The organism is Acidocella sp. (assembly GCF_035535915.1).
In the GTDB taxonomy this organism is placed as follows: Bacteria; Pseudomonadota; Alphaproteobacteria; order Acetobacterales; family Acetobacteraceae; genus Acidocella.
Map to the genome: position 1 here is coordinate 1 of NZ_DATLPB010000074.1, position 21,573 is coordinate 21,573.

The 21,573-nt window shown below is 63.7% G+C and carries 25 protein-coding genes; 17 read left to right on the top strand and 8 right to left on the bottom strand.

All coding sequences use genetic code 11. The features are described from left to right. On the bottom strand, positions 1–476 hold a 476-nt coding region (locus VNC39_RS08960), incomplete at its 3' end, for a radical SAM protein (RefSeq protein WP_325398326.1). Between the two features lie 235 nt (positions 477–711). On the opposite strand from VNC39_RS08960, the gene VNC39_RS08965 reads away from it, so the two are divergent. The 5 genes from VNC39_RS08965 to VNC39_RS08985 all read left to right on the top strand — a co-directional run bounded on the left by VNC39_RS08965 (position 712) and on the right by VNC39_RS08985 (position 5,215). Then, positions 712–1,446: an ABC transporter ATP-binding protein gene (locus tag VNC39_RS08965; RefSeq protein ID WP_325398328.1), complete on the top strand. Its 735-nt coding sequence runs from the start codon at positions 712–714 to the stop codon at positions 1,444–1,446. Next, positions 1,443–2,240, top strand: a complete 798-nt coding sequence (locus VNC39_RS08970; RefSeq protein WP_325398330.1) for an ABC transporter permease — start codon at positions 1,443–1,445, stop codon at positions 2,238–2,240. Before VNC39_RS08965 ends, VNC39_RS08970 begins: the two co-directional genes overlap by 4 nt. A 4-nt stretch (positions 2,241–2,244) precedes the next feature. Next, positions 2,245–2,940, top strand: a complete 696-nt coding sequence (locus VNC39_RS08975) for a histidine phosphatase family protein (protein WP_325398332.1) — start codon at positions 2,245–2,247, stop codon at positions 2,938–2,940. Then, a complete protein-coding gene (locus VNC39_RS08980; RefSeq protein ID WP_325398334.1) occupies positions 2,937–3,611 on the top strand; it encodes a lipid-binding SYLF domain-containing protein in 675 nt (224 codons plus the stop codon). Before VNC39_RS08975 ends, VNC39_RS08980 begins: the two co-directional genes overlap by 4 nt. Before the next feature lie 350 nt (positions 3,612–3,961). After that, on the top strand, positions 3,962–5,215 hold the full coding sequence (locus tag VNC39_RS08985; protein WP_325398336.1) for a cupin domain-containing protein: 1,254 nt from the start codon (positions 3,962–3,964) through the stop codon (positions 5,213–5,215). Positions 5,216–5,352: 137 nt separating this feature from the next. Here VNC39_RS08985 and VNC39_RS08990 read toward each other — a convergent pair whose 3' ends face one another. Then, positions 5,353–6,462, bottom strand: coding sequence for an S-(hydroxymethyl)glutathione dehydrogenase/class III alcohol dehydrogenase (locus tag VNC39_RS08990; protein ID WP_325398338.1), 1,110 nt, complete (start codon positions 6,460–6,462; stop codon positions 5,353–5,355). Further along, a complete protein-coding gene (serB, locus tag VNC39_RS08995) occupies positions 6,459–7,340 on the bottom strand; it encodes a phosphoserine phosphatase SerB (RefSeq protein WP_325398340.1) in 882 nt (293 codons plus the stop codon). The genes VNC39_RS08990 and serB overlap by 4 nt, the downstream gene beginning before the upstream one ends. Here serB and miaA point away from each other — a divergent pair. The 3 genes from miaA to ilvN are packed head-to-tail and all read left to right on the top strand — an operon-like array spanning position 7,330 to position 10,688. Further along, a complete protein-coding gene (gene miaA, locus VNC39_RS09000) occupies positions 7,330–8,313 on the top strand; it encodes a tRNA (adenosine(37)-N6)-dimethylallyltransferase MiaA (RefSeq protein ID WP_325398413.1) in 984 nt (327 codons plus the stop codon). The two genes, serB and miaA, sit on opposite strands and share 11 nt — an antisense overlap. Positions 8,314–8,373: 60 nt before the next feature. Further along, positions 8,374–10,173: an acetolactate synthase 3 large subunit gene (locus tag VNC39_RS09005; RefSeq protein WP_325398342.1), complete on the top strand. Its 1,800-nt coding sequence runs from the start codon at positions 8,374–8,376 to the stop codon at positions 10,171–10,173. After that, positions 10,173–10,688: an acetolactate synthase small subunit gene (ilvN, locus tag VNC39_RS09010; protein WP_325398344.1), complete on the top strand. Its 516-nt coding sequence runs from the start codon at positions 10,173–10,175 to the stop codon at positions 10,686–10,688. Before VNC39_RS09005 ends, ilvN begins: the two co-directional genes overlap by 1 nt. Positions 10,689–10,772: 84 nt before the next feature. Here ilvN and VNC39_RS09015 read toward each other — a convergent pair whose 3' ends face one another. Beyond that, positions 10,773–11,057 (bottom strand): helix-turn-helix domain-containing protein, encoded by a 285-nt coding sequence (locus tag VNC39_RS09015; RefSeq protein ID WP_325398346.1) that lies wholly within the window; start codon positions 11,055–11,057, stop codon positions 10,773–10,775. Continuing rightward, positions 11,023–11,295 carry a BrnT family toxin gene (locus VNC39_RS09020; RefSeq protein WP_325398348.1) on the bottom strand — a complete coding sequence of 91 codons (273 nt, stop codon included), beginning with the start codon at positions 11,293–11,295 and terminating at the stop codon, positions 11,023–11,025. The genes VNC39_RS09015 and VNC39_RS09020 overlap by 35 nt, the downstream gene beginning before the upstream one ends. A 282-nt stretch (positions 11,296–11,577) precedes the next feature. Between VNC39_RS09020 and ilvC the strand changes: the two genes are divergently transcribed. The 7 genes from ilvC (at position 11,578) to mltG (ending at position 17,569) form a co-directional block, all read left to right on the top strand. Continuing rightward, the gene (gene ilvC, locus VNC39_RS09025; RefSeq protein WP_325398349.1) at positions 11,578–12,597 is read left to right on the top strand and encodes a ketol-acid reductoisomerase; all 1,020 of its coding nucleotides are present in this window, start codon (positions 11,578–11,580) and stop codon (positions 12,595–12,597) included. Positions 12,598–12,612: 15 nt separating this feature from the next. Beyond that, positions 12,613–13,032 (top strand): DUF1489 family protein, encoded by a 420-nt coding sequence (locus VNC39_RS09030; protein WP_325398351.1) that lies wholly within the window; start codon positions 12,613–12,615, stop codon positions 13,030–13,032. A 104-nt stretch (positions 13,033–13,136) separates the two neighbouring features. Continuing rightward, on the top strand, positions 13,137–14,093 hold the full coding sequence (fabD, locus tag VNC39_RS09035) for an ACP S-malonyltransferase (RefSeq protein WP_325398353.1): 957 nt from the start codon (positions 13,137–13,139) through the stop codon (positions 14,091–14,093). Beyond that, complete coding sequence (fabG, locus tag VNC39_RS09040) at positions 14,093–14,830, top strand: 3-oxoacyl-[acyl-carrier-protein] reductase (protein ID WP_325398355.1); 738 nt, start codon at positions 14,093–14,095, stop codon at positions 14,828–14,830. The genes fabD and fabG overlap by 1 nt, the downstream gene beginning before the upstream one ends. A gap of 124 nt (positions 14,831–14,954) precedes the next feature. Then, positions 14,955–15,194 (top strand): acyl carrier protein, encoded by a 240-nt coding sequence (locus VNC39_RS09045; RefSeq protein WP_325398357.1) that lies wholly within the window; start codon positions 14,955–14,957, stop codon positions 15,192–15,194. Positions 15,195–15,229: 35 nt separating this feature from the next. Next, complete coding sequence (gene fabF, locus VNC39_RS09050; RefSeq protein WP_325398359.1) at positions 15,230–16,492, top strand: beta-ketoacyl-ACP synthase II; 1,263 nt, start codon at positions 15,230–15,232, stop codon at positions 16,490–16,492. 87 nt (positions 16,493–16,579) lie between these two features. Further along, complete coding sequence (gene mltG, locus VNC39_RS09055; protein ID WP_325398361.1) at positions 16,580–17,569, top strand: endolytic transglycosylase MltG; 990 nt, start codon at positions 16,580–16,582, stop codon at positions 17,567–17,569. A gap of 209 nt (positions 17,570–17,778) precedes the next feature. Here the strand turns inward: mltG and rpmE are convergent, their stop codons facing one another. Then, complete coding sequence (rpmE, locus tag VNC39_RS09060; RefSeq protein ID WP_325398363.1) at positions 17,779–18,006, bottom strand: 50S ribosomal protein L31; 228 nt, start codon at positions 18,004–18,006, stop codon at positions 17,779–17,781. 63 nt (positions 18,007–18,069) lie between these two features. After that, positions 18,070–18,969 carry an alpha/beta hydrolase gene (locus tag VNC39_RS09065; RefSeq protein ID WP_325398365.1) on the bottom strand — a complete coding sequence of 300 codons (900 nt, stop codon included), beginning with the start codon at positions 18,967–18,969 and terminating at the stop codon, positions 18,070–18,072. Positions 18,970–19,106: 137 nt separating this feature from the next. On the opposite strand from VNC39_RS09065, the gene VNC39_RS09070 reads away from it, so the two are divergent. Then, positions 19,107–19,661: a YceI family protein gene (locus VNC39_RS09070; protein WP_325398367.1), complete on the top strand. Its 555-nt coding sequence runs from the start codon at positions 19,107–19,109 to the stop codon at positions 19,659–19,661. Positions 19,662–19,725: 64 nt separating this feature from the next. On the opposite strand, the gene VNC39_RS09075 is transcribed toward VNC39_RS09070, so the two are convergent. Beyond that, a complete protein-coding gene (locus tag VNC39_RS09075; protein ID WP_325398369.1) occupies positions 19,726–20,622 on the bottom strand; it encodes an AraC family transcriptional regulator in 897 nt (298 codons plus the stop codon). A 137-nt stretch (positions 20,623–20,759) separates the two neighbouring features. Between VNC39_RS09075 and VNC39_RS09080 the strand changes: the two genes are divergently transcribed. Next, positions 20,760–21,527, top strand: a complete 768-nt coding sequence (locus VNC39_RS09080) for an SDR family NAD(P)-dependent oxidoreductase (protein WP_325398371.1) — start codon at positions 20,760–20,762, stop codon at positions 21,525–21,527. Positions 21,528–21,573 lie beyond the last annotated feature (46 nt).

A 21,573-nucleotide genomic window follows, 5' to 3' on the forward strand; every position in this document is an offset into this window, starting at 1 on the left:
AGGTCGAAAGACAGACGCGGGAAAATGCCGCGCGCGAGTTCGATGGCCGCGACCGCCTGCGCCGCCGAATGCGCCCGGCCGAGAAACGCCAGCGCCGCCGGGTCGAAACTCTGCACGCCGATGGACACGCGGTTGACCCCCGCCGCCCGGTAGCCGGCAAAACGCCCGGCCTCGATGCTGGTGGGGTTCGCCTCCAACGTGATCTCGATGTTCTCATCCGGCGCGAAAAACCCCGTCGCATCGCTGATCAAGGCGGCGACATTCTCCGGGTCGAGCAGGCTCGGCGTGCCGCCGCCGAAAAAGATCGAGGTCAGGCGCCTTGGCCCGATCCGCGCCGCCTCATAAGCCAGCTCGCGGCGCAGGGCGGCGACCATGTGCCCTTGCGGAATTTGCTCCCGTACATGCGAGTTGAAATCACAATAGGGGCATTTGGCGAGGCAGAACGGCCAATGAATATAAAGGGCCAGGGGGTCCATCGCCCCGCTCTTAGAGCAATCGGCGACGCCTAGAAAGGAAGCAGGCGCTTTTTGAAAAAAGCGCCGCAAAAACTTTTATTTATGCCGGGCCTGAGGCTATGTCAGCGACAACGCCCATGGCCCAGCATAACAAAGTTTTTTTGCTTCTTTTTGTTCACAAAAAGAAGCGCTTTCCTTTACTTGTCTTTCCCTTCTCCTTTTTGCCACTTCGTCTGCCAGGGCTTATCCCAGCGTCATGAACGCCATCATTGTCGAGCATCTCGTCAAACGCTACGCGCATACATTGGCGGTGGACGATATTTCCTTCACGTTGCCGCAAGGCGGCATTCTCGGCCTGCTTGGCGGCAACGGGGCGGGCAAGACCACGACCATTTCCATGCTGCTCGGCCTGCTGGTGCCGACCGCCGGCAGCATCACGGTGCTCGGCCACGACATGGCGCGCGACCGTTTCGCCGCCCTGGAGCGGATGAATTTCTCCTCGCCTTATATCGCCTTGCCGGGGCGGCTGACGGTGGCGGAAAATCTGCGGGTCTATGGGCATTTATACAATGTGCCGAAGCTGGAGGCGCGCATCGGCGCGCTCGCGGAGCAGTTCAATCTCGGCCAATTCCTGCACCGCCCCGCCGGCCAGCTATCGTCAGGGCAGAAGACCCGCGTGGCGCTGGCCAAGGCGCTCATCAACAAGCCTGCGCTTCTGCTCCTCGACGAGCCGACCGCGAGCCTCGACCCCGACACCGGCGATTATGTGCGCACCGTGCTGGAAGATTACCGGCGCGAAGCGAACGCGGCGATTCTCCTCGCCTCGCACAACATGGCCGAGGTCGAGCGGCTATGCGACACGGTGCTGATGATGAAGGCCGGGAAAATCGTCGATCGCGGCCCGCCGGAGGAGCTGATCGCCCGCTATGGGCGGGCGGATCTCGAACAGGTGTTTCTCGACATCGCGCGCAACCCGGAGATCGCGGCATGAAAGCCTCGCTGCGCCGTATCTGGGGCATGATCTACCGGCATGTGGCGATTTATCGCGGCTCCTGGCCGCGCACGGTGGAGATCGCTTATTGGCCGACGCTGAACATGCTGATCTGGGGCTTTACCGCCAGCTATTTCATGCATGTCCAGCCCGGCGCCGGGGCGGTGGCGGGGGCGCTGCTCGCCGGCGTGCTGCTGTGGGAGATCACGCTGCGCGGCCAGCTCGGGGTGACCTTCACCTTTCTGGAGGAGATCTGGTCGCGCAATCTCGGGCATATTTTCGTCAGCCCTCTGCGCCCGGGGGAAATGGTGGCCTCGCTGCTGGCGGTGTCCTTGATCCGGACATTGATCGGCCTGTTTCCTGCCACAATCATCGCCTACCTGCTATATCATTATAATATTCTGCTGTTAGGGCCTGTCTTATTTCTGTTTTTTGTCAATTTGATGTTCATGGGCTGGTGGATCGCGTTGGCCATCGTCGCGCTGCTGTTCCGCTATGGAGCGGGCGCCGAGGCCTTGGCCTGGACCATCGCCTTCGGCATCACGCCGCTGGCCTGCGTGTTCTATCCGGTCACGGCCCTGCCGGTCTGGCTGCAGCCGGTGGCGCTGGCTCTGCCGTCGGCGCATATTTTCGCCGGCATGCGGTCGGCCTTGTTCCAACACGCCACGGACTGGCCGGATCTGACCGTGGCGATCGCGCTCAACATTGTGTGGATGCTCGCGGCGATCGCGGTGTTCGGCGGGGAATTCCGCCGCGCCCGCATCCGCGGCGCCCTCATATCCATTGGGGAGTAAGTCTTTGCTGCATCGCTTCTGGTTGATCCGTCACGCCCGGGTCCACGCCGATTCCCTCACGCGCCTGTACGGGACCGACGACGTACCGGTCTGCGATACGACCATGGCGGCGGATGCCCCTGCCTATGCGGCGCTGGCCACCCGCCTGCCCCGCCCGGCGCGGCTGGTCTGCACCCCACTGATGCGCACGCAGGCGACCGCTGCGGCTTTGGTCCGCGCCGGCTATCCGGCGCAGACGCCGCTGCTCGACGCCGCCTTCGTGGAACAGAATTTCGGCGCGCTGCAAGGCACGCCGATCGCGCATTTCGACACGCGCCCGGCCGGCGGTCGGCACCCGTTCTGGCCGATCCATGCCACCGAGACGCCGCCCGGCGGCGAGTGTTTCGACGACATGATCCAGCGCGTGGGCGCGGGGCTAGAGGGGCTGCTGGCCAGCGCCGAGGGGCGTGATACGATCATCGTGAGCCATGGCGGGGCGATCCGCGCCGCCATCGCCCATGCGCTCGGCCTCTCCGCGCACCAGGCCTTATGCCTGTCGGTCGAAAACATTTCCCTCACCCGGCTTGAGCACCACAAGAACGGTTGGCGGGTGATTTCCGTGAATGAACATTTCGCCGCGCCGGCTTGCGTCGCGAACGACGCGCCCGCAAATTCCGGGGCGCACAACAATGTGAAGCAACTGCAAGGAGCCTCGCCATGAACCGCCTGCTGCTGGCCGCCACCGCGGCCGCAACCCTGGCCACCCCGCTCGCGGCCTATGCCGACCCGCCGCAGCATCTGGTGGACAGCGCGACGCTCTCCGTCGAAAGCATGATGGACAGCAGCGAAGGCCATGAAGCGGCACAATTTCTGCGCCACGCCAAGGCGGTGGTGGTGTGCCCGAATATTTTCCGCGCCGGCTTCATGTTCGGCGGTGAAGGCGGCGGTTGCGTGATGGTGGCGCGCGGCATCAATGGCGGCTGGTCCGACCCGGCCTTCTACACCATGGGCAGCGGCAGCTTCGGGCTGCAAATCGGCATCCAGAGCGCGCAAGTGATGATGATGGTGATGACCGAGGGCGGGCTGAACGCGCTGCTGAACAGCCAGTTCAAGATCGGCGCCGATGCCGGGCTCACCGTGGCGACGCTGGGGGCCGGCGTCAACGGCGCGATGTCCACCGCGCTCGATGCCGACATTGTCAGCTTCTCGAAGAGCGAGGGGCTGTATGGCGGCATCTCGCTCTCCGGCGCGATTCTCTCCGACGATGCCGGTACCGACCAGCATTATTACGGCGCGCCGCTCGATGCGCGGCAGATCGTCGTCAACATGCAGGGCGCCAATCCCGGTGCCAACCCGTTGCGCGAGATGCTGACCCGTTACGGCGGCGGCTGAGTTTTTTCGAGCTCCCCTCTTTCCACGGCGCCGGCTTCCGGCGCCGTTTTTTTTGCGATTCTGTTTTTTTCGATTATGTTCAATCCATATATTGAATATTCTATGCATGCATATTAAACTGATCTCATAAGTAACTATATGCCGTCAAAATGTAACAAAATGTTGCACAATCGATGCTGGCATTTCCCAAAATGTCATTTGCGTTATTGATGAATTGATCAATCCCATCGATGCCGCGCGCGCCGTTCCCGGCCGTGAGTTGATGTCAGTTTGATTGCAAAACCCCCGGACGCGTGCGCAGTTTGCCCGCCAGGTCACTTCACACGACCTGATCATCCACGAGGGTAAAAATGTCCCAATTTTCCAGACGCAAGATTTTGGCGGCCGGCGCCGCGGGCGGCGCGCTGACCGCGACGGCGGCGGCGCATGCGGCCGGCGTGTTCGGCAATCCCGACATGCCGCCGCAAGGCCAGATGAATTCCACCCCTGGCGCTTTCGCCGAGCCCGGACCGCAGGACCCGGTAATGGCCTCCCAGGTTGCATCGTTCGGCAATCCCCCGCCCACCGATGTCGGCGGCTTGCCGGCGTTCTGGTCGTCCTTCAACCTCGCGCCGAAGCGCGTGCAGGGCGGCGGTTGGGCACGCCAGGTGAACACCGAAATGTTCCCGATCTCGAAAGATATCGCGGGCGTGAACATGCGCCTCGGCGCCGGCGGCATTCGCGAACTGCACTGGCACCAGCAGGCCGAATGGGCGGTGATGGTCTATGGCAGCTGCCGTGTGACCGCGGTGGACCAGAACGGCCACGCCTTCGTCGATGACGTGAAGGCCGGCGATCTCTGGTACTTCCCCGCCGGCGTGCCGCATTCACTGCAGGGTCTCGGGCCGGATGGCTGCGAATTCGTCATCGCCTTCGACAATGGCGCCTCCTCGGAAAACAATACGCTGCTGGTCTCCGAATGGATCGCGCATACCCCGCCGGAAGTTCTGGCGAAGAATTTCGGCGTGCCGGAATCGGCCTTCGCCAATATTCCGCTGCAACAGCGCTGGATTTTCCAGGGCAAGGTGCCGGGCCCGCTTGCCAATGACGTGAACGAGATCATGCCGGGCGCCGGCCCGGTGCCGAACCCGTTCGTGTTCCGCCTGTCTTCGATGAAGCCGAACAAGCAGACCAAGAGCGGCATGGTGCAGATCCAGGACAGCACCAACTTCAAGGCGGCGACCACCGTCGCGTCAGCTTTGGTGACAGTGAAGCCCGGCGGCATGCGCGAGATGCACTGGCATCCAACCGCCGACGAATGGCAGTACTTCATCAAGGGTACCGGCCGGATGACCTTGTTCAATGTCGGGCCGAAAGCCATCACCGCTGACTTCAATCCTGGCGACGTCGGCTACGTGCCTAAGAATTTCGGCCATTATGTCGAGAATACCGGCACCGATGACCTCGTCTTCATGGAGATCTTCAAGACCAACAAGTATGAGGAAATCTCGCTCACGGACTGGTTGGCACATACGCCGTCGGCGATGGTGCAGCAGACGTTGAACCTCTCGCCCGAAACGATCGCGAAGTTCTCACGTACCGTGCAGGACGTCGTTCCGGCTTAAGAAAGTAGCCGCTTTTTGAAAAAAGCGGCGCAAAAACTTTCATGAATTTGGGCCCGTGACGCTGAAGCGGCGCGGGCCCAAAGTTTAAAGAAGTTTTTTGCTTCTTTTTTTCAAAAAAGAAGCTCTTTTCTTCTTTCTTAGTACGTCACGACCGAGCGGATGCTTTCGCCTTTGCGCATCAGTTCAAATCCTTCGTTGATTTTTTCGAAGGGCATCACATGGGTGATGAGATCGTCGATGTTGATCTTGCCGTCCATGTACCAGTCGACGATTTTCGGCACATCGGTGCGGCCGCGCGCGCCGCCGAAGGCGGTGCCGCGCCAGTTGCGCCCGGTCACGAGCTGGAACGGGCGGGTGGAAATTTCCTGCCCGGCGCCGGCGACGCCGATGATGATCGAGGTGCCCCAGCCGCGATGCGTGCATTCCAGCGCCTGGCGCATGACTTTGACATTGCCGATGCATTCGAAGGAATAATCCGCGCCGCCATCGGTGAGGTTGACGAGATAGGGCACCAGATCCTCGCCGATTTCCGCCGGATTGACGAAATGCGTCATACCGAATTTTTCCGCCATGTCCTTGCGGCCGTTATTCAGGTCCACGCCGATGATCATGTTGGCGCCGGCGATGCGCGCGCCCTGGATCACGTTGAGGCCGATGCCGCCGAGGCCGAACACCACCACATTGTCGCCCGGCTGCACTTTCGCGGTGTTGAACACCGCGCCGATACCGGTGGTGACGCCGCAGCCGATATAGCAGATCTTCTCGAACGGCGCGTCCTCACGCACTTTGGCCAACGCGATCTCGGGCAGCACCGTGAAATTCGCGAAGGTCGAGCAGCCCATATAATGCATCACCGGCGCGCCGTCGCAGGAGAAACGCGAGGTGCCGTCCGGCATGACGCCCTTGCCCTGGGTGGTGCGGATCGCGGTGCAAAGATTGGTCTTGCGCGACAGGCAGGATTTGCAGTTGCGGCATTCCGGCGTGTAGAGCGGGATGACGTGGTCGCCTTTTTTCAGGCTGGTCACGCCCGGCCCGACCTCGACGACGATCCCGGCGCCCTCATGGCCAAGGATCGCCGGAAACAGCCCTTCCGGGTCAGCGCCGGAAAGCGTGTATTCATCCGTATGGCAGATGCCGGCGGCTTTTACTTCCACCATCACCTCGCCCGCCTTCGGCCCCTCGATGTCCACAGTCTCCAGCGACAGGACCTTGCCAGGTGCCCGCGCGACCGCCGCCCGCGTCTTCATGCCTCATATCCTTTGAAAGAACTTGCCGGATAACCTTGTGCGAAGAGCAAGGACGTCAAGTCTGTATGTTCGATTCGGTTCTGCACCTGCTCGGCCACCACCGGTTTGGCGTAATAGGCGACACCCAACCCGGCCTCGCGCAGCATCGCAAGGTCGTTGGCGCCGTCGCCCACCGCCAAGGTCGCGGCGAGTTTCACACTGCGCTTCTCCGCCAGCTCCTTCAGCGTGGCGAGCTTGGCGTCGCGGTCGAGAATCGGCTCAGCCACCTCGCCGATCAGCTGTGAGCCGTTGTCCAACAGCACGTTCGCGCGATGCAGGTCGAAGCCCAGCTCGGCGGCGACCCGGGCGGTAAAGAAGGTGAACCCGCCGGAGACCAGGGCCGTGGTGGCGCCGAACTGCTTCATGGTGGCGATCAGGGTTTTTGCGCCGGGGCAATATTCGATGGCGCTCCAGGTGCGCTCCAGCGCCGTGAGGTCCAGCCCCTTCAGCATCGCCACACGCTCGCGCAGGGCCGTGGCGAAATCGAGCTCGCCGTTCATCGAGCGCCTGGTGATCGCGGCGATCTGGTCTTTGAGCCCGGCATAGGCGGCGAGTTCGTCCAGCGTCTCGGCCTTCACCATGGTGCTGTCCATGTCCGCCACCAGCACCGCCTTGCGGCGGCCGCGGAATTTGGTGACGAACACGTCCACTGCCTGATGGGTCAGAACATGTTTGAGCGCCGCCGGCTCCAAAGGCCGCGCGGTGGTGAATTCCACGGCCTGGCCGGGGCTCAGCCAGTTGAGATGCATGCCGGCGCTGGCATCGCGGGCGCGCTCGGCTTCGGCTTGGGTAAGAGGCCCGGCTTGCCGGTTGGCAACCAGAATGACAATGGAAGACATGGGCGCGACTGGTAGGACAGAGCGGGGGGCAAGGGCAAGCGAACGCCCGGCGTTGATCATTGCCGGGCCGACCGCGAGCGGCAAATCGGCTTTGGCCCTGGCGCTGGCGCAACGGCTGGGCGGCACGGTGATCAATGCCGACGCCATGCAATGCTATGCGGAACTGCGCATCGTCACCGCCCGCCCCTCACCCGCGGACGAAGCGCTCGCGCCGCATCGTCTCTATGGGGTGCGCGCCGCCACGGAGCCGGCCAATGCCGCCTGGTGGCGAGAAGCGGCGCTCAAGGAAATGGAGGCCTGCGCCCTGCCGATTTTGTGCGGCGGCACGGGCATGTATTTTTCCGCGCTGGTGAACGGCATCGCCGCGGTGCCGGAAGTGCCGGAAGCGGCGCGGGCCGAGGCGAGACGTTTACTGGCCGAACAGGGCGCGGAAGCGGTGCATGCCCGGCTCGACGCGGCAACGGCGGCGCGGCTGAAACCGGGCGACAGCCAGCGCGTCGCCCGCGCGTACGAGGTTCTGCTCGGCACCGGGCGCGGCCTGGCGAGCTGGCAGGTGGAGACGACCGAGAAGCTGACCGGCTGGCGGATGCGCATGATCCTGCTGGACCCGCCGCGCGAGGATTTGCGCGCGGCGATCGCGCACAGATTCGCCGCCATGCTGGCGCAAGGGGCGGTCGAGGAGGTGCGCGCACTGCTGGCGCGCAACCTGCCCCCGGACCTGCCGCTGCTGCGCGCGCATGGAGTGCCGGAGCTCGCCGCCTTCCTGCGCGGGGAGATGTCGTGCGAGGATGCCGCCGCGCGCGCGATCCTCGCGACCCACCAGTACACCAAGCGGCAAATGACATGGTTCCGCCACCAGAAACTGGTCGACAGCGCAGCCATGCAAATAATACAATCTAGAATCGAGGGTTTAAAGCAATTTTCGGAAAGAAATATCGCGGAGTTTGATAATTTTATAAACAATGAGAGTTGACCCGCCGGACCAGAGTGGGTAGCAGTGCGGGATCATGGGTTTGAGCATCGCGAGATAGTCATGGACGGCACCACCACCACCACCGAGCTGATGAAGTCAGGCGCGGAGGCCCTGTTGCGGGCCCTCAAGGCGCAGGGCGTCGAGGTTATTTTCGGCTATCCGGGCGGCGCGGTCCTGCCGATCTACGACGCGATTTTCCAGCAGAACGAAATCCGCCACATCCTGGTGCGGCACGAGCAGGCGGCGGTGCATGCCGCCGAGGGCTATGCCCGCTCCACCGGCAAGGTGGGCGTGGTGCTCGTCACCTCCGGCCCAGGCGCGACCAACGCGGTGACCGGGCTGGTGGATGCGCTGATGGACAGCATCCCTCTGGTCTGCCTGACCGGCCAGGTGCCGACGCATCTGATCGGCAACGACGCGTTCCAGGAGGCCGACACCACCGGCATCACGCGCCAGGCAACCAAGCATAATTATCTGGTGAAGCGCTCGGGCGACCTCGCCCGCGTGGTGCATGAGGCATTCCATGTGGCCCGCACCGGCCGCCCCGGCCCGGTGCTGATCGACCTGCCCAAGGACATTCTCATCAACCCGGCGCCATACCAGGAGCCGAATTCTGCCCCGCATCGCAGCTACCGGCCGCGCACCGCGCCGGACCCGCAGCGCATCGCCGAGGCGGTGGCGCTGCTCAAGCGCGCCACCCGGCCGGTGGTGTATTCCGGCGGCGGCGTCATCAATGCCGGCACCGAAGCCTCCGGGCTGCTGCGGGACTTCGTGCAACTCACCGGCTTTCCGATCACCTCCACCCTGATGGGGCTCGGCGCCTATCCGGCCAACGACAAGCAGTTCCTCGGCATGCTGGGCATGCACGGCACTTACGAATCCAACCTCGCGATGCATGATTGCGACATGATGCTGAATATCGGCGCGCGGTTCGATGACCGCGTGACCGGGCGGCTGAACGCGTTCAGCCCCAATTCCAAGAAGATCCACGCCGATATCGACCCGTCCAGCATCAACAAGGCGGTGATGGTGGATGTGCCGATCGTCGGCGACGCGGCGGAAATTCTGCGCGCGCTGATCGCCGCCTGGAAGGCCGACACGCATGCGCAAGACCGCGCCGCGCTGGCGCAATGGTGGGCGCAGATCGAGGGCTGGCGGTCGAAGGACTCGTTGCGCTTCGCGCAGCGCCTGGAAAAAGGCAGCATCATCAAGCCGCAATACGCCATTTCGCAGCTCTATAAGGCGACCCGCGGACGCGAGACCTTTATCAGCACCGAAGTCGGCCAGCATCAGATGTGGGCGGCGCAGCATTTCAAATTCGACCAGCCCAATCACTGGCTCACCTCGGGCGGGCTCGGCACCATGGGCTACGGCCTGCCGGCGGCGATGGGCGTGCAGGTCGCGCACCCCGACGCGCTGGTCATCGACATTGCCGGCGAGGCCAGCATCCTGATGAACATCCAGGAAATGGGCACGCTGGCGCAGTACCGCCTGCCGGTGAAGATTTTCATCCTCAACAACCGCTATATGGGCATGGTGCGCCAGTGGCAGGAATTGCTGCATGGCAGCCGTTATTCCGAAAGCTACTCGGAGGCCCTGCCCGATTTCGTGAAGCTCGCCGAGAGTTTCCACGCCGTCGGCCTACGCGCCGAGACCACCGATGACCTGGACCGGGTGATCGCCGAAATGCTCGCCGTGGACCGGCCGGTGATCGCCGATATCTGCGTCGACGAAAAGGAAAACGTGTTCCCGATGATCCCCTCGGGCGCGCCGCATAACGAGATGCTGCTCGGCCCCGAGCACAGCGCCAACGGCCTGGCCGCCAAGAGCGTCACCGATGAAGGAATGGTGCTGGTCTGATGTCCTCCGATACTTCGATGCGTTCCGCCACCATCTCGGTGCTGGTGGAGAATGAGGCCGGCGTGCTGGCGCGGGTGATCGGGCTGTTCTCCGGCCGCGGCTATAATATCGACAGCCTGACCGTGGCGCCGGTGGAACGCGACCTCAGCAAGAGCCGCATCACGGTCGTGACCACGGGCACGGACATGGTGATCGAGCAGATCAAGGCGCAGTTGTACCGGCTGGTGCCGGTCTACAAAGTGCTGGACCTGACCATGGAAGGCCCGCATCTGGCCCGCGAACTGGCGCTGATCAAGGTGATCGGCGCCGGCGAGGCGCGGCAGGAAGCGCTGCGCCTGGCCGATGCATTCCGCGCCCGGGTGATCGACGCCTCCACGGAAAGCTTCATTTTCGAGCTGACCGGGGCCACCGACAAGCTCGACGCGTTCCTCGAACTGATGCGGCCGCTGGGCCTGGCGGAAGTCTCCCGCACCGGCGTGGCGGCAATCGCACGCGGGACGAAGACGATCGGCTAAAGCGAGGAAGCGCTTCTTTTTGTGAACAAAAAGAAGCAAAAAAACTTTGTTATTCTGGGCCGTGCTGGTTTCGCCGCCGCAGGCCTACCATGCCACCGCTTTGGCCACGATCTCGGGAAACTGGGCGATCACTTTGATATAGGCGATGGCAAAGTCAGGCGCGGTAGCCCGGGCCTGCTCCCAGTCGCGTAATGTTCCCACGGGCACATGAAAGCGTGCCGCAAACTCCGGCTGGGACAGACCCATTTTGGTCCGCGTCTGCCGGATCAGCCGCGCCCGCTGCCCGCGATCCATCGCCGCAGCCGTTACGTCAAAATCCTCAGCGTCTGCCGGATCAGCCGGCAGAACGATACGCTCGCTCTTCGCCATCATTGCTCCTCCTTACGGACATAAAACGCGGCAGGTCTTCACGCCAAACGAAGATGCCCGTGAACAGCTTCTCACCAACCAGCCCGATGACCTTGAACCGTTCCTCTCCATCCCGCTCGCGGATGGACGGCACAATCAGGTGGTTCTCGTCTCTGAAAATCTCGTCGCCGAAGGCCAAGGGCAAACCATGTTTGGCTTGGTTGGCAGCGTCTTTCACGGGATCGAACCGATCGGCCATAAAATATGGTACGGAAATCCCGTACACAATAAAAGCCGCAATTTAAAATTTTAACCCGTGTTGGTTTCACCGCCCCCGGTCCCGTTTCAAAAAAGTTTTTGCGCCGCTTTTTTCAAAAAGCGGCTCCTTTCTTTTAATTCTAATAATCAAAAACATTTCGCAATAACATTGCGCATAACAGCCATCCGACGTGCATTTTCGCATACGCCCCGACGTGACAGGACCGGAAAAAGAGAATAGGCAACGGGGCAGTTTTCGACCCAAACCAAGGACAGCAGCATTATGCGCGTTTATTACGACCGTGACGCCGACGTGAACCTGATCAAGAGCAAGAAGGTCGCCATCGTCGGCTATGGCAGCCAGGGCCATGCCCATGCGCTGAACCTGAAAGATAGCGGCGTGAAAGAGCTGGTCGTGGCACTGCGTCCGGGCTCGGCGGCGATCGCCAAGGCCGAGGGCGCGGGGCTGAAGGTGATGGACCCGGCCGCCGCCGCGAAATGGGCTGATGTGGTGATGGTCCTTACCCCGGATGAAGGCCAGGCCGACCTGTACCGTGAGCATCTGGCTCCCAACCTGCGCCCGGGCGCGGCGCTGGCTTTCGCGCACGGCCTGAACGTGCATTTCAACCTGATCGAGCCGCGCGCCGACATCGACGTGTTCATGGTCGCGCCGAAGGGCCCCGGCCACACCGTGCGCGGTGAGTATCTGAAGGGCGGCGGCGTGCCGAGCCTGGTCGCCGTGGCGCAGGACGCGACCGGCAACGCGCTGGACATCGCCCTCTCCTACGCTTCCGCCAATGGCGGCGGGCGCGCCGGCATCATTGAGACCACCTTCAAGGAAGAGTGCGAGACCGACCTGTTCGGCGAGCAGGCGGTGCTGTGCGGCGGCCTGGTCGAGCTGATCAAGGCCGGCTTCGAGACGCTGGTGGAAGCCGGCTACGCGCCGGAAATGGCCTATTTCGAGTGCCTGCACGAAGTGAAGCTGATCGTCGACCTGATCTATGAAGGCGGCATCGCCAACATGAACTACTCGATCAGCAACACCGCCGAATATGGTGAATACGTGACCGGCCCGCGCGTCGTCACGGCCGAGACCAAGGCGGAGATGAAGAAGGTCCTGGCGGACATTCAGCTCGGCCGCTTCACCCGCGACTGGATGCTGGAAAACAAGGTCCACCAGACCAATTTCAAGGCGATGCGCCGGGCGATGTCGTCGCACCCGATCGAGGAAGTGGGCGCCAAGCTGCGTGGCATGATGCCCTGGATCTCCAAGAACGCGCTGGTCGACAAGTCCAAGAACTAACTCTTGGGAGACTGATTGGTTCATCTGATCAAACTTGCTGTCGGGGTGCGCGATGTTGCGCACCTCGCGGCGCTTCAGGCGGCACGGCGCGAAGCCGATCCGCCGTTGCGCCACCGGACCCGCAACAGCCCGAAACGGGCACAAGAGCTCTGCGCGGGGGGCTCGATCTACTGGGTGATCGGCGGCGTCGTCCTGGCCCGCCAGCGCGTTCTGGATATCATTGAAGACCATTGGGATGACGGCGCACGCTGCGCCGGGCTGGTGCTGGATCCGGCCCTGGTCCGTGTGCAGGCCCGCGCCGTGAAGGCGTTCCAGGGCTGGCGCTATCTCGAACCGGCCGACGCCCCAGCGGACCTTGCCGCCGCCACCGGCACGAGCGGCGCGGAAATCCCCGAGGAGATGCGCCGGGCGCTGGCCGCTCTCGCCTTAATTTAGCCACGAATTTTGACTCACGCCGGGCTCATGCTAGGTGCGCCGGACTTGGATTAGCGATCAGGCGCGGCGCAGCATTCGGCCCGGCGATCTTTAGGAGACGATGCATGGCGGTTCACGCCTTTATTTTTCCGGGACAAGGCAGCCAGGCCGTGGGCATGGGCCGGGATCTGGCCGCAGCCTTCGGCGCGGCGCGCGAAGTGTTCGAGGAAGTCGACGAGGTTCTCAAGCAGAAGCTTTCCAAGCTGATGTTCGAAGGGCCGCTCGAGGAGTTGACCCTCACGGAAAACACGCAGCCGGCACTGATGGCGACCTCGCTGGCCGTGCTGAGGGTCCTTCAGGTGGAAGGCGGCATTGCGCTCAAGGACAAGGCGGCGGTGGTGGCGGGGCATTCGCTCGGCGAATACAGCGCCCTGGCCGCGGCGAATTCCTTCTCCGTGGCCGAGAGCGCGCTGCTGCTCCGCCTGCGCGGCCAGGCCATGCAGCGCGCCGTGCCGCCCGGCCACGGCGCCATGGCCGCCCTGCTCGGCGTGGAACTGGAACAGGCGCGGGACATCTGCGCCGAAGCGGAAATGGGCCCCGACGGCCGCGAGGTCGTCGGCTGCGCCAACGATAATGGCGGCGGCCAGGTGGTGATTTCCGGCCACAAAGGCGCGATCGAGCGGGCGATCGAGATCGCCAAGGCGCAGGGCGTGAAGCGCGCGCTGCTGCTGCCGGTTTCCGCCCCGTTCCACTGCGCGCTGATGGCGCCGGCCGCCGACGCGATGGCGGAAGCCTTCGCCAACACCCCCCCGCGCACGCCGATCGTCCCGCTGATCGCCAATGTCAGCGCCGCCAAGGCGACCGACCCGACCGAGATTCGCGACCTGCTGGTGAACCAGGTCACCGCCACGGTGCGCTGGCGCGAGAGCGTGCAGGCGATCATCGACATGGGCATCACCCGTTTCGTCGAACTCGGCACCGGCAAGGTGCTGGCCGGGCTGGTGCGGCGCATCGCCCCGGAGGCGACCACCCATTCCGCCGGTTCGCCGGCCGACATCGAAGCTTTGCTGAAGGTTCTGTAATGTTTGATCTGACAGGTAAGACGGCGCTGGTGACCGGCGCCTCCGGCGGCATCGGCGCCGGAATCGCCCGCGCTTTGCATGGCCAGGGCGCCATGGTGGCGCTCTCCGGCACGCGGCGCGAGGCACTGGACGCCCTGGCCGCAGAGTTGGGCGACCGCGTGCATGTGCTGCCCGCCGATCTCTCCCAGGCGGAAGCCGCCTCCGAGCTGATCGCCGCGGCCGAGGCGGCGATGGGCAGGATCGACATTCTCGTCAACAATGCCGGACTGACCAAGGATGGCCTGGCCCTGCGCATGAGCGATGCGGACTGGGAGAAGGTGCTCGACGTCGATCTCGCCGCCCCTTTCCGCCTCAGCCGCGCGGCGCTGAAATTCATGCTGCGCCGCCGCGCCGGACGGATCATCAATATCGGCTCCGTGGTCGGCAGCACCGGCAATGGGGGCCAGGCCAATTATGCCGCGGCAAAGGCCGGGCTGATCGGCCTGACCAAGGCGCTGGCGCAGGAAGTGGCCTCGCGCGGCATCACCGTGAACCTGATCGCGCCGGGCTTCATCGCCACGGCGATGACCGAGGTGCTGAGCGATGCGCACAAAAGCGACCTCGCCGCGAAAATTCCGCTCGGCCGACTCGGCACCCCTGCCGACATCGCCGCCGCCGTGGTGTATCTTGCCGCCGAAGAATCCGGCTGGGTCACCGGCGCCACGCTGCACGTGAATGGCGGAATGGCCATGATTTAACGAGTTGGCGCGACGCAATGAACCATGCTAAGCGCCGCCACGTTAAAGATTAACGACACAAGCCGATGGCATGCCTGGCGCGCCACCGGTATTCGCCACACCAGACGCATGAAAGTGAAACTAAATGAGCGAAATCGCCGACAAGGTTAAGAAGATTGTTGTCGAGCATCTCGGCGTCGACGAAGGCAAGGTGACCCCTGAAGCCTCCTTCATCGATGATCTGGGTGCCGACTCCCTCGATACCGTCGAGCTGGTGATGGCGTTCGAAGAAGCCTTCGGCGTGGAAATCCCCGAAGACGCCGCCGAGAAGATCACCACCGTCAAAGACGCGATCGAGTACATCGAGAAGCAGAAAGCCGAGTAATCTTTCGACTTTCTGAAGCCGTCCAAGGAGTTCGCATGCGCCGTGTTGTCGTAACAGGGATGGGAATCGTCAGCCCGCTGGGGGTTGGCGTCGAACATGTCTGGAAGAGGCTGATCAACGGAGAGTCCGGGATCAGCGCCATTGAGTCCTTCGACACCACGGAGCTGACGGCGAAAATTGCCGGCCAGGTGCCCGCGGGTCCCGCCGCCGAGGGCAAGCTCGACCTGTCGGAATGGATTCCGGTCAAGGAAGTCAAAAAGATGGATCGCTTCATCCATCACGGCATCGTCGCGGCGACGCAGGCGATGCAAGACTCCGGCTGGGAACCGAAGACCGAGGAAGAGAAATACGTCTCCGGCGTGATGATCGGCTCGGGCATCGGCGGTCTGCAGACCATCTACGACGCCTCGATCACCGTGCACGAGGGCCGCGCCCGCCGCCTGTCGCCGTTTTTCATCCCCTCGGCCCTGATCAACCTGATCTCCGGCCAGGTCTCCATCAAATACGGGCTGAAAGGCCCCAACCATTCCGCCGTCACCGCCTGCGCCACCGGCGTGCACGCGATCGGTGACGCCGCCCGCCTGATCGCCTTCGGCGATGCCGATGTGATGGTCGCCGGCGGCGCCGAGGCCGCGGTGAATCCGCTCGGCATTGCCGGATTCTGCGCCTCCCGCGCCCTTTCCACCGCCTTCAACGACCGCCCGGCCGAAGCCTCGCGCCCCTGGGACAAGGACCGCGACGGTTTTGTCATGGGCGAAGGTTCGGGCGTTGTGGTGCTGGAAGAATACGAGCACGCCAAGAAGCGCGGCGCGAAAATCTATGCCGAGATCGCCGGCTACGGTATGTCCGGCGACGCGCACCACATCACCGCCCCGGCCGAACACCATGACGGCGCCTTCCGCGCCATGAAGGCGGCCTTCAAGCATAGCGGCCTCAGCCCGGCCGACGTGCAATATGTGAACGCGCACGGCACCTCCACGCCGATGGGCGACGATCTGGAGCTCGAGGCCGTGGAAAACTGGTTCGGCGACTCGGCCAAGGGTCTGGCCATGTCCTCCACCAAATCCGCCACCGGGCATCTGCTCGGCGCGGCTGGGGCGATCGAGACGATCTTCTCGATCCTGGCGATTCGCGACGGCATCGCGCCGCCGACCCTGAACCTGCATGAGCCGAGCCGGGCCAGCGTGATCGACCGCGTGGCGCTGACCGCGCAGGAGCGCAAGATCAACGTCGTCTTGTCCAACAGCTTCGGCTTCGGCGGCACCAATGCCTCGATCCTGTTCAAGAAGGCTGTCTAGGGCCTTCATCATGGACGATGAAGGCTCCAGCCTTAAGTTGGGCCAGCAATTCCAGGCATTCACCTGGACTCCAGCGAGTCCCGCCAAATGCCGTTTACCCTAGCAAGCTTGCGTCGCGGCCGGCTTGTCCTGCTCCTGGCGGTGCTGCTCGTCGTCGCCCGGCTCGGGCGGATGGAAATCGACGAGACCTACAACGCCCCCGGCCCGTTGCCCCAGGCGCAGGATATCGTCATTCCCGAAGGCCCCGCCGCCGACACCGCCTCCGTGCTGCGGCGCGCCGGGGCGATCCGCCACGGCCTGCTCTTCCGCGCCGCCGCCTGGGCCACGCGGCATGACGGGCCGATCCATGCCGGCGAATTCCGCTTCCCCGCCCGCGCCAGCCTGCGCGAAATCCTCGAAATCCTGCGCCACGCGGCCCCGGTGGAACATCAGGTGACCTTCCCCGAGGGGCTGACCGGCGCGCAGCTGGCCGCGATCCTCAATGCCGCCCCGAAGGCGAGCGGCCACGTGGCGCCGCCGCCCGATGGCACGGTGCTGCCGCAAACTTACGATTTTACCTGGGGCACACCCCGCCCGGCGATTCTGCTCCGGGCCGAGGCCGCGATGCGCCAGGCTTTGCAAACCACCTGGGCGGCGCGGGACCCGTCGATCCCCCTCACCTCACCCCAGCAGGCTTTGACCCTGGCCTCGATCGTGCAGCAGGAAACCCCGCTGGCCGCCGAACTGCCGGAAATCGCCGCGGTGTATGAGAACCGTCTGGCCCGGGGAATGCGGCTGCAAGCCGACCCCACGGTGATCTTCGCCGCCACCGCCGGCCGGGTTTCCGGCGGCCAGCCGGTCACCCGCGCCGACCTCGCCAACCCTTCGCCTTATAATACTTATATGTATGCCGGCCTGCCGCCGGGGCCGATTTCCACGCCCGGCATCGCGGCGATCCAGGCGGTGCTGCACCCGGCGCAAAGCCAGGCGCTGTTCTTCGTCGCCACCGGCACCGGCGGACATGTGTTCGCCGATAATTTCCAGGAACAGCAACAGCACATCAAACAATACCGCGCCGCGCTGGCGGCACGAGATTAAGAAAGAGGCCGCTTTTTGAAAAAAGCGGCGCAAAAACTTTTGTTTATGCTGGGTTATGGGCCGTGTCGCTGACAACGCCCATGGCCCAGCATAACAAAGTTTTTTTGCTACTTTTTGTTCACAAAAAGTAGCGCTTACTATCTTTCCTTGCCCAAACAAAAGGAGCGCCCAAAGGGGCGCTCCTGCCAGCTTCGTTGGTTCGCGGCGCCTTAGCGCTTGCGGACGCCGATCGAGGCGAATTTCTTGTTGAACTTGGCGACCTGGCCGCCGGTGTCGACGATGCGCTGCACGCCGGTCCAGGCGGGGTGGGATTTCGGATCGATGTCCAGACGCAGGGTCTCACCTTCCTTGCCCATGCAAGAACGGGTCTTGAACTCCGTACCATCGGTCATGATGATATTGATCTCGTGATAGTCCGGATGGATGTCTGCTTTCACCTTATCTGCTCCAAAAGAAAACGGGCCGCCGATCCGACCGGCAGCCAAAGACAGAGCGAGGCTTTACGCGCGGGCGGCCCCGGATGCAAGGGCGGACTTGGCGAAACTTGCAGCCTGATCCAATGCGGCCCGTGCTTCGGGCAGGAAATGCTGCGCCACGTGCCAGACATGCGGCAGATTGTCCCAGATGGTCAGTTCGACCGGCACCCCCGCCGCCGCCGCGCGGGCGGCGACACGGGTGGAATCGTCCAGCAGGATTTCCGCCCTGCCGACCTGAATGAGCAGCGGCGGCAGACCGGTGAAATCGCCGTAGAGCGGCGAGGCCAGCGGGTTGGTCGGGTCCTGCCCTTGCAGATAAACCGCCGCGGCGTCCTTCACTTTCGGGCCGTAGAGCAGGCTCTCGCGCCTGGCGTTGCGTGTCAGCGAGGCGCCGGTGGCGGCGAGATCGGTCCACGGGCAGAACAAGGCGGCGCAGGCCGGCAACCGCAGATTCCGCGCCTTGCCGGCGAGCAGCACCGCCAAAGCGAGGCCCCCGCCCGCGGAATCGCCGCTGATGGCGACGCGCCCTGGCGCCTGGGTCAGCAGGGCCTGGCAGGCGGCCAGCGCATCCTCCAGCGCCGCGGGAAACGGGTGCTCCGGCGCCAGCCGGTAACGGGGCGCAAAGACACAAAAACCGCGCAGGGCGAAAGCCGCGGTGATGGCGCGGTGCGTGACGGGCGAACAGGAGAAATAACCGCCGCCATGCAGGTAAAGCAGCATGCCTTCATGGCCGGCGCCGGCCCGCACCCATTCCCCCTCCACGCCGCCGAGCGTGCCGGGCGTAAAACTGGCGCCCGCCGGCGGTGGCGGCGGGTTGTTGCCGAGGACCGCGCGCGCCGCCAGCGGAGTCGTGATCCGTGCCAGCTTGCGTTTGACGGTGAAGCGCAGAAGAGGGTTCACCACGTAGGACTGCCAGCTCGGCATCGCGCCCTCCCAAACGACCGCTATGGCTCTTAAGTGGCGTCGCCGGGACCATGGCCAAAGGTCCGGCGCGCTTGCGGGGCATCATTTTCCCGCTAATTTGGGGCCCAGTGCCTAGCCGCCAGCGCGGAGGGAAAAACATGAAATCGACAATGCGAATCGCAGCCGGACTCATCCTGGCCCTGTTGCCCTTTGCCGCCGCCGCCCAGCCGATGACCCTGGAGCTGACCGCAGGCAACATGCTGGCGCAGACGCATTCGCACGCGGTGATCCTGAGCGTAACGGGAACGTTCCGAACGCTTTCCGGCCGGCTGGATTTCGACCCGACGGCGAAAACCTGTCATATCGACGTGACTTTGGTGGTGGAAAGCCTGGAACTGCCCAATGCGCTGATCCGTTCCCAGACCATGTCGAAAGATTTCCTCGACCCGGTTGACTATCCGACGCAGCATTACGTCGGCGACTGCGTGGGCGGCCGGCTGGTCGGCCAGCTCACGATGCGCGGCCAGACGCATCCGTTCGATATGCGGCTCAACTTCATCGCCACCAACGGCCAGCTCGCCGCCATCCATACCGAAGGCGTGCTGAACCGCTATCAATGGGGCCTGAACGGGCTGCAACTGACCGTGGGCAAGATGATCCGGGTGACCAACGACATTTCGCTCAACGGCCAGCCGCCCAGGCCGGCAGGCTAGGCGCCGAGCTTCCCGGTCTCACGGCCGGTCATTTTCTCCCGAAACGGGTCGCCCGTGAGGCAACTCATCGGGGACGGTCGAAACTGAGCGCTTCGACGTCGCGGCGGGGCGGTCCGCCAAACCTGCGCGTATAATCGCGACTGAAATGCGACGGGCTGGCATAGCCGACCTCGAAGGCCGCTGTCTCGGCTGAAACATGATCCGCGATCATCAGGCGCCGTGCCTCCATCAGGCGCAACTGCTTCTGATATTCCAGCGGCGTCATAGACGTTACCGCTTTGAACTTCCGGTGAAACGCCGACGGGCTGAGGCCTGCCACATCCGCCAGACGGCCGAGCCGGAGCGGCGCCGCATAGTTTTCGCGAATCTCCCGGATTGCCGCGGCCAAAGAGCCGGCCTTGCCGATGCCGATCATGCGCGCAAAAGCACCGGCATGCGGGCCGCGCAGCAGAAGATAGCATAACTCCCGCATCAGGCCGGGATACAGGATCGACACGGCATCGGCCTCGTCCAGCGTCTCGATCATGCGCGTGACACAGGACAGCAGCGCCTCGTCGAGATCCATGACGAACGCGCCCAAGGTCGGGGCATCAATGATGTCCGGCGGCGTGCCCAGGGCCTCATGGACCTGGCGCAGGATCGCCAGATCGAGCCCGATGACGACGGAATAATAGGGAGCGCCGTCCGTGCCCTCGACGACCTGGCTCGAGCCGGGCATTTCGACGCCGACCACCATGACCTGGCCCGCGCGATAGTCGAGACGCCGATTGCCGAAAGTGGTCCATTTCGCGCCCTGCACCACGACGCAAAGCGCCGGCTTATGGACGAGACAGGTTGGATGTTTTTCAGTCCGCGCTTCAAGCAGGATCAGGCCATCAGCTTTCGTATAATAAGGGCTCTTCCCCGAAAATCCGGGCAAGATATCCCTTATTTTTCCCTTAAGTCTCTGTAGATCAGACATATTCCGCTCCACACACCGCTCCGCCCGAAAAGTAAGATCGGGCAAGAAAAGAGCAAGTCCGGGCATGGTTTCGAACCGGGGATCGCGCCAGATTTCGCGGCATCCACATGATGGATTTCTCTCAAACGAGGTATGCGATGTCAGATAACACCAAATTCCGGATCGCCCTGATCACCGGCGGCAGCCGTGGAATTGGACGCGATACGGTCCTGCGCCTCGCCAAGCGCGGCGTCCGTTCGATTTTCACCTACCATGCAAATCGCGCCGAGGCCGACAAGGTGAGCGCACTCGCGGCGGAAGCCGGGGCGCCTGCGATCGCCCTCCAGCTCGACACCGGAAAAGCCGCGTCGTTCGACGATTTCATCCTGCGCGTGAGGGCGGCCCTGACCGAAATGGGCGCGGCGCGCTTCGACTATCTCGTCAACAATGCCGGCACATCCTCCGGCGCGAGCTTCACGAACGGCACGGAAGCCGACCTGGACGCGCAGTTCGCCGTCCATTTCAAGGGCGTGTTCCTGCTGTCGCAGAAGCTCCTGCCGCTCATCAACGATGGCGGCCGGATCGTGAACATCTCGTCCGGGCTCGCCCGCTTCGCTTATCCGGGACGCGCCGTCTACGGTCCGATGAAGGCGGCCGTCGAGGCCCTGACCCGCTACATGGCGCTCGAGCTGGGACCACGCAGGATTGCGGTCAATGTCGTGGCGCCGGGGGCGATCGAGACCGACTTCAGCGGCGGCGTCGTGCGCGACAATCCTGAAGTGAACAAAGCGATCGCCGGCTATACCGCGCTTGGCCGCGTCGGTTTGCCCGAGGATGTCGGCCCGGTCATCGCCGGCCTGCTCTCCGACGATTTCGGCTGGATCAACGCCCAACGGATCGAGGTCGCCGGCGGGATTCACATATAAAAAAGCAAAAAGGAAGCAGGCGCTTTTTGAAAAAAGCGCCGCAAAA